8 protein-coding genes and 1 pseudogene are annotated in these 7,409 nt (G+C 69.3%); all 9 read left to right on the plus strand.

Annotation, left to right across the window (positions count from 1 at the left end; translation table 11 throughout):
- Nucleotides 1–60: 60 nt before the first annotated feature.
- Nucleotides 61–1,992, plus strand: a complete 1,932-nt coding sequence (locus tag OUA97_RS11835; protein WP_323690748.1) for a methyl-accepting chemotaxis protein — start codon at nt 61–63, stop codon at nt 1,990–1,992.
- Nucleotides 1,993–2,117: 125 nt separating this feature from the next.
- Nucleotides 2,118–3,035, plus strand: a complete 918-nt coding sequence (locus OUA97_RS11840; protein WP_267232096.1) for an SDR family oxidoreductase — start codon at nt 2,118–2,120, stop codon at nt 3,033–3,035.
- Nucleotides 3,036–3,154: 119 nt separating this feature from the next.
- Complete coding sequence (locus tag OUA97_RS11845; protein WP_267232097.1) at nt 3,155–3,778, plus strand: TetR/AcrR family transcriptional regulator; 624 nt, start codon at nt 3,155–3,157, stop codon at nt 3,776–3,778.
- 5 nt (nt 3,779–3,783) lie between these two features.
- Nucleotides 3,784–4,836: an alpha/beta hydrolase gene (locus tag OUA97_RS11850; protein ID WP_267232098.1), complete on the plus strand. Its 1,053-nt coding sequence runs from the start codon at nt 3,784–3,786 to the stop codon at nt 4,834–4,836.
- Nucleotides 4,817–5,794: an NADPH:quinone oxidoreductase family protein gene (locus OUA97_RS11855; protein WP_267232099.1), complete on the plus strand. Its 978-nt coding sequence runs from the start codon at nt 4,817–4,819 to the stop codon at nt 5,792–5,794. Before OUA97_RS11850 ends, OUA97_RS11855 begins: the two co-directional genes overlap by 20 nt.
- Nucleotides 5,795–5,810: 16 nt before the next feature.
- A complete protein-coding gene (map, locus tag OUA97_RS11860; RefSeq protein ID WP_267232100.1) occupies nt 5,811–6,560 on the plus strand; it encodes a type I methionyl aminopeptidase in 750 nt (249 codons plus the stop codon).
- Between the two features lie 76 nt (nt 6,561–6,636).
- Nucleotides 6,637–6,771 (plus strand): 50S ribosomal protein L34, encoded by a 135-nt coding sequence (gene rpmH, locus OUA97_RS11865; protein WP_056017364.1) that lies wholly within the window; start codon nt 6,637–6,639, stop codon nt 6,769–6,771.
- A gap of 34 nt (nt 6,772–6,805) precedes the next feature.
- Nucleotides 6,806–7,204 carry a ribonuclease P protein component gene (gene rnpA / locus OUA97_RS11870; protein WP_267232101.1) on the plus strand — a complete coding sequence of 133 codons (399 nt, stop codon included), beginning with the start codon at nt 6,806–6,808 and terminating at the stop codon, nt 7,202–7,204.
- Nucleotides 7,205–7,216: 12 nt separating this feature from the next.
- Nucleotides 7,217–7,409: pseudogene (locus OUA97_RS11875) on the plus strand (membrane protein insertase YidC); the annotation flags it as partial.

The following is a 7,409-nucleotide window of genomic DNA, read 5'->3' on the forward strand; positions in this document are numbered from 1 at the left end:
TTAGCAACCTCCCGTCATTGTGAAGCTAAGGATACTACCTAGTCGGGGGAAACTTTGGTGATGCGCTTTAGGCTCGTCGACCTGCCGCTGATCGCGAAGATCGGCTTTGCACCTGCTTTCGCTCTGGTGATGCTGGCCCTTACGGCCGGCGGCGCGGTCATTATCCAACGCGGCCAGTCCGCCGACTTGAAGCAGGTCGTACATACCGACCTGCCCAACAGCCTGCGGCTGCAGAAGGTCTCCGAACGGATCACCGCCGTTCACGGCGAGCTTTACTTCCTGCTGACCCATCAGGCCGCCTCGATCGACACCGACAAGATCGAGGGCGAGAGCCAGGAGCTGCTGGCCGAGGTCGACGCCATCACCAAGGAAGTCCAGGCGATGGAGGCCAAGGCCCCCGCTGCTCAGAAGAAATCCTTCCAGGAGCTGATCAAGGCCCTGAAGCAGACCCGCGACGCGCTGGACGTCATCGCGGCCATGATCACCACAGACTTCGGCACCGCCGCCGGGTTCGCCGCTCCGTTCGAGCAGGAATACGCGAACATGACCGGCACGCTGAACAAGATCGTCGCCGCCAACAACGCACTGACCGACGCCAACGCCAAGGCCAGCGAGCAGCGCTCGCAGACCGCCCAGATGATCCAGATGGTCGCCGCCGTCGCGACGCTGCTGATCGCCGGGGCCCTGGCCTGGGCGCTGACCATGATGCTGCGCCGCGACGTCAAGCAGATCGCCGGCGCCACCGAGGCTTTGGCCCGCGGCGACAGCTCGATCGATCTCAACAAGCTGGCCCGCAAGGACGAACTCGGCGCGATCGTCTCGTCGCTGACGGTGTTCCGCGACAACCAGCTGCATCTGGAAAAGCTGCGCGTCGAGCACGAGCAGACCGAGGCCGCCGCCGAGGTCACCCGTCGCCAGAACGCCGAAGCCGCCGCGGCCATCGCCGAGGAACAGGCGATGGTGGTCAACTCGCTGGCCCGCGGCCTCGACAGCCTGGCCGCCGGCGACCTGACCTACCGCCTGGACGCCGAGTTCCCGGGCGACTACCGCAAGCTGCGCGACGACTTCAACGCCGCCTCGGCCAAGCTGGAAGAAGCCATGGGCGCGATCGCCGGCGCCACCGCCTCCATCCAGTCGGGCGCGGGCGAGATCAGCACCTCGGCCGACGACCTGTCGCGCCGCACCGAGCATCAGGCCGCGACCCTGGAAGAAACCGCCGCGGCGCTGGACGAGATCACCGCCACGGTCAACAAGACCTCGGAGGGCGCCAGCCACGGCCGTGAAGCCGTCGCCGCCGCCAAGACCGACGCCGAAGAAGGCGGCCTGGTGGTCGGCCGCGCCATCGAGGCGATGGGCCAGATCGAGAGCTCGGCCAAGCAGATCAGCCAGATCATCGGGGTGATCGACGAAATCGCCTTCCAGACCAACCTGCTGGCCCTGAACGCGGGGGTTGAAGCCGCCCGCGCCGGAGAAGCGGGCCGCGGCTTCGCGGTCGTCGCCTCGGAAGTGCGGGCCCTGGCCCAGCGCTCGGCCGAAGCGGCCAAGGAGATCAAGACCCTGATCAGCGCCTCCAGCCAGCAGGTCGCCTCGGGCGTCAGCCTGGTCGGCGAGACCGGCAAGGCCCTGGAGCGCATCGTCCGCCAGGTCGGCGAGATCTCCACCGTGGTCGGCGAGATCGCCGCCAGCGCCAAGGAAGAAGCCCTCGGCCTCGGCCAGGTGAACACCGCGGTCAACCAGATGGACCAGGTCACCCAGCAGAACGCCGCCATGGTCGAGCAGTCCACGGCCGCAAGCCGCGTGCTGGCCGACGAGGCCCAGGAACTGGCCCGGCTGGTCGCCCGCTTCAAGGTCACCGGCGGCGGCGTGCAGACCGCCACCCGCACGGTCGGCGCCCCGCGCGCCCACCAGCCCGCGCCGCGCCCGGCCACCCGCGGGGCCACCGCCCTGGCGACCGCCGCCCGCGTCGACGAGGACAGCTGGGAAGAATTCTAAGGATAAGAAGACGTCCAGGAACGAAGGGGTCGCCGCAAGGCGGCCCTTTTTCTTTGCGCCCGTCCTGCTTGACCGACGCGGCGTCAGGCCGCGCGCAGTTCCCGCAGCGCACGGGAGGAAACGCCATGGCCCATTTCACCGCCGACGACCTGATGTTCAAGCCGGGCCTGATGACCGGCGAGCGAATCCTGATCACCGGCGGCGGCACGGGCCTGGGCAAGGTGATGGCCGAGGCGCTGCTGATGCTGGGCGCCGAGGTCTATATCTGCGGCCGCCGCGGCGGGGTCGTCGAACAGACCGCCCGTGAGCTGATGGACGCCCACGGCGGCAAGTGCGTGGGCCTGGCCTGCGACATCCGCGTGCCGGAGGCGATCGCCGAGATGCTGGACGTCATCTGGGCCGACGGCGGGGCGCTGAGCGGGCTGGTCAACAACGCCGCCGGCAACTTCATCAGCCGCACCCAGGACCTGTCGCCGCGCGGCTTCGACGCCATCGCCAACATCGTGTTCCGCGGCTCGTTCTTCGTCACCCTGGAGTGCGGCAAGCGCTGGATCGCCGAAGGGCGGCGGGCCTCGGTGATCTCGATCCTGACCACCTGGATCTGGAACGGCGGGCCGTTCACCGTGCCCTCGGCGATGTCGAAGGCCGGGATCGCCACCATGAGCCAGTCGCTGGCGGTCGAGTGGGGCCAGCACGGCATCCGGTTCAACAACATCGCTCCGGGCCCGTTCCCGACCGAAGGCATGAGCGCACGGCTCAACCCCGGCCAGAGCCAGGAAACGGGCGGCGCCTATTCCGACATGAGCGGCGCCCCCATGGGCCGGGTCGGCGAGATGCGCGAACTGGCCAATCTGGCGGTCTATCTGCTGCACCCTCTGTCCGCCTATGTGAACGGCCAGACCATCGCCATCGACGGCGCCGCCTGGCAGGCCTCCGGCGGCAACTTTTCACGCCTGGCCGGCTGGGGCGACGCCGAATGGACCGCCGCCCGGGAGGCGATCCAGACCACCAACGCAAAGGACCGCGCCGCCCGGACGGTGTGAGCACGGGCCCTTGGCCGCCGAGAGCCGCTTGCTCCGAACCCGGAGCGTTTCCGCAGCTTGGCTTCCGCCTCGCCCTGGTCGTAATATGACGGGCGTCACCTTTCCGAGTCAGGCCTGAGATGTCCGAAGTCGCCTATCTTCCCGCCGGCAAGCGCGAACTGACCAAGGTCGCCAACCGGCAGGCCATCCTCAACGCCGCCCGCAAGGTGTTCGGGGACCTCGGATACGAGACCGCCACGGTGCGCGACATCATCCGCGGGACGGGCCTGGCCGCGGGGACCTTCTACAACTACTTCAAATCCAAGGACGAGGTGTACCTGGCCCTGGCCAGCGAAGGGGCGCGGCAGTTCGCGCCGCTGCTCAAGGCCCAGCGCGCGCAGTCGGCCAATTGGGAAGAGTTCGTCCATGCGGCGATCGAGGCCTATTTCCTGTTCCTGGCCGACGCCCACAAGAGCTGGCTGAGCCAGCGCCCGGCCGGAGAAACCCAGCCGCACGTGCATGGCGAGACCCCGGAGATGTCCGCGGTTTTCGAGGAGGTGCGTGCGGCCATCGTCGAGGAAATGAACGACGGCGAGGCGAGCTCCACCGACCCCGATTACCTGGCGGCCGCCTGCATCGCCATCGCCCGCGACGTCGGCGAGAAGATGCTGGCCCGCCGCCCGATCGACACCAAGGGCGCGACCGCCTTCGCCGTGGCGATGATCCAGGGCGGGCTCAACGGCCTGCGGCAGGCGGAGGGGTAGGCACGGTGGCGAGTCTTCGGCGAACGCTTGCCCGCGCCCTGTTGTCGCTGCCCTCGCCGATCCTGCGCCTGATGTCCGGCGGCGCGGCTGTCTATCGCGGCGGACGCACGCTGGATCCGCGCTTCCAGTTCATGGCCGCCCAGGCCGCGCGCATGCCGGCGATGACCTCGCTGTCGCCAGAGGAGGCCCGCCGGACCAGCGCCGAGGGCGCCAAGGTCTATGGCGGCCGTCCGGAGCCCGGCGTGCGCGTCGAGCCGCTGACCATCCCGGCGCAGGACCGCAGCATTCCGGCCCGCCTTTACCGGCCTGAGCAGCCGGACCCGAACGCGCCGGCGATAGTCTTCGCCCACTTCGGCGGCGGGGTGATCGGCGACCTGGACACCAGCCACGCCTTCTGCGGCATCCTGGCCAAGGTGACCCGGGCGCCGGTGGTTTCCGTCGAGTACCGCCTGGCCCCCGAGCATCGGTTCCCGGCCGGCCTGGAGGACGTCCTGGCGGGCTATAGGTACGTCCGCGACCACGCTGCGCAGTTCGGCGCGCCGAGCGGCCAGGCGGTGATCGGCGGCGACTCGATGGGCGGCAACTTCGCGGCCGTGATCTGCCAGGAGCTGGCCCGCGCCGGCGAACCCCAGCCGGCCCTGCAGCTGCTGATCTATCCGTGCGTCGACGTCGCCAGCCAGAGCGCCTCGATGACCACCTATGCCGAGGCCTTTCCGCTGTCGCGGCCGCTGATGGACTGGTTCATGGGGCACTATATGGGCCCGGGCGCCGATCCCGCCGATCCGCGGCTGTCGCCCATCCGTGAAGCCGACCTCGCCGGACTGGCGCCCGCAGTCGTGGTCACCGCCGGCTTCGACCCGCTGGTCGACCAGGGCGAGGCCTATGCGCGGCGCCTGCGCGGCGCCGGGGTGCCGGTGATCTATCGCTGCTACGACGCCATGGCCCACGGGTTCACCGCCTTCACCGGCGTAGTCCCCTGCGCCGACGTGGCGTGTCGGGAGGTTGCGGGCCTGGTCCGCGAAGGTCTGGAGGGACGTATTGCGCGCGCTGCTGGTTGAGGAACTGAAGCCCGAGTACGGCGGCTGCGTCCTGAAGGAAGTCGAGACCCCGGCCCCGGGCCCCGGCGAGGTGCAGGTCAGGGTGCGGGCCGCGGCGGTGAACTTTCCCGATCTGCTGCAGACCCGCGGCGAGTACCAGCACAAGCCGCCGCTTCCCTTCATTCCTGGCCTGGAGATCGCCGGCGAGGTCAGCGCCCTGGGCGAGGGCGTCGACCAGTTCCAGATCGGCGAGCCGGTGGTCGGCGGGGCGCGGATCGGGGGATTCTCGGAATACGCCGTCACCCCGGCCTCGGGCCTGCGCCGCAAGCCCGAGGGCCTTTCGTTCAGCCAGGCGGCAGGGTACGCGACGGCCTATCTGACGGCCTATGTCTCGCTGGTCCGCCGCGCGGCGGTGCAGCCCGGCGAGTGGGTCCTGGTCCACGGCGCGGCCGGCGGCGTCGGCCTGGCGGCGGTGGACCTGGCCAAGCATCTCGGCTGCAGGGTGATCGCCGCCTCGGCCTCGGACGACAAACTGGCCATCGTCGAGCGCGAGTATCGTCCCGACGCCGTCGTCAACGTCACCGGCGGCTTCCGCGAGAAGGTCAAGGAGATCACCGGCGGGCGCGGCGCGAACGTGATCTATGATCCCGTAGGCGGCGACGTGTTCGACGAGAGCACCCGCTGCATCGCCTTCGACGGCCGCCTGCTGGTGGTCGGCTTCGCCTCGGGCCGGCTGCCGGTGCTGCCCGTCAACATGGCGCTGATCAAGGGTTTCTCGGTGATGGGCGTGCGGGCCGGCGAGTACGGGCGCCAATTCCCCGAGAAGGGCCGCGAAAACCAGGCCGCGATCTGGGACCTGGCGGCGCAGATGAAGCCGCGGGTCGACCACGAGTACCCGCTGAGCGACTGGCGCGCGGCCTTCGACTCGCTGGCCGAGCGCAAGGTGGTCGGCAAAACCATCGTGCGGCCCGACCTCTGAGCTATATATTCGGCCCATGACCGTCGAACACGAACACGAACTCGAGGGCCTGAAGGCCGCCGGCCGGCTGGTGGCGCGGACCCTGGAGGCCATGGGCAAGGCGCTGGAGCCAGGCATCACCACCCGCGAGCTGGACCAGCTGGGCCGGCGGATGCTGGAGCTGGAGGGCGCCCGCTCGGCGCCGGAGCTGACCTACAACTTCCCCGGCGCGACCTGCATCTCGGTCGCCCCGGACTGCGCGCACGGCATTCCCGACGATCGACGCATCGAGGCCGGGACCCTGGTCAATATCGACGTCTCGGCCGAGCTCAACGGCTTCTTCGGCGACACCGGCGCCAGCTTCGCGGTGCCGCCGGTCAAGCCGAACATCGAGCGGCTGTGCCGCGACGGCCGCCGCGCCATGTGGGCCGGCATCCGCGCCGTGCGCCCGGGCGCCAAGCTCAACGAGGTCGGCAAGGCCATCCAGGGCTTCGCCGACAAGAACGGCTACTCGCTGGTCACCAACCTGGCCAGCCACGGCGTGGGGCGCTCGCTGCACGACGAACCCGCCGAGATTCCGACCTGGTGGGAGCCGGGCGACCGCCGCCGGATTCACGAGGGCCTGGTGTTCACCATCGAGCCGTTCCTGTCGCTCGGCGCCGACTGGGTCGAGGAGGGCGACGACGGCTGGACCCTGACCCCGCCGGGCCACGAACCGACCGTCCAATACGAACATACCCTGGTCGCGACCCGTCGCGGACCGATTATCTTGACCTTGGCGGCCTGAAAACACAGGAGAAGGTTGACTCCTCTCCCTGCACCCCTTAGGAACCGCCGCTCAATTTTATACCGGAGTTGATCTCGTGAAGCGGACTTTCCAACCGTCCCGACTGGTGCGTGCACGCCGTCACGGTTTCCGCGCGCGCATGGCGACGAAGAACGGCGCCAAGATCGTGGCTCGCCGTCGCGCCAAGGGCCGCAAGCGCCTGACCGCCTAAGACGCATCCGCGTCTTAGAGCCTAAGGTGTCGGCATGACCGACGCCCCTAAAGTCATCGAACGCATTCAGAAGCGCTCGGACTTTCTCGCCGCCGCGCGGGCGTCTTCGCACGCCAAAGGCGCGGTGGTGATGCAGGCCCGTGACCGGGCCGACGATTCCCCCGTCATTCGCGTCGGCTTCACCGCCACCCGCAAGATCGGCGGCGCCGTGGTGCGCAACCGCGCCAAGCGGCGCATGCGCGCGGCCGCGCAGGCGATTTTGCCGCAACTCGGCAAGCCCGGCTTTGACTATGTTTTGATCGCTCGCAACGGCGCGCCCACCCGGGCGTGGCCGCGTTTGCTTGACGATGTGAAAACCGCGCTGATAAGCCTCGCGGCCGAAAGCGACAGCCCGTCCCGCGCCTCGCAGCGCGCCCCTTCTTCTTCCGCCTGAGCGCGCGTCCCCATGCAAGAGAACAACAACCGCAACACGATCATCTTCGTGGTCAGCGCGGTTCTGATCCTGATCGCCTACCAGTTCTTCGTGCTGGATCCGGCCGCCAAGAAGCGCAGCGCCGAGGCCGCGCGCCAAAAGGCCGCCGCCGCCGAGGTGCAGGCCGCCTCGGGCGGCGCGACGCCAGCCCTGCCCGGCGCACCCG

Source organism: Phenylobacterium sp. 58.2.17 (genome assembly GCF_026411515.1).
Lineage (GTDB): Bacteria > Pseudomonadota > Alphaproteobacteria > Caulobacterales > Caulobacteraceae > Phenylobacterium.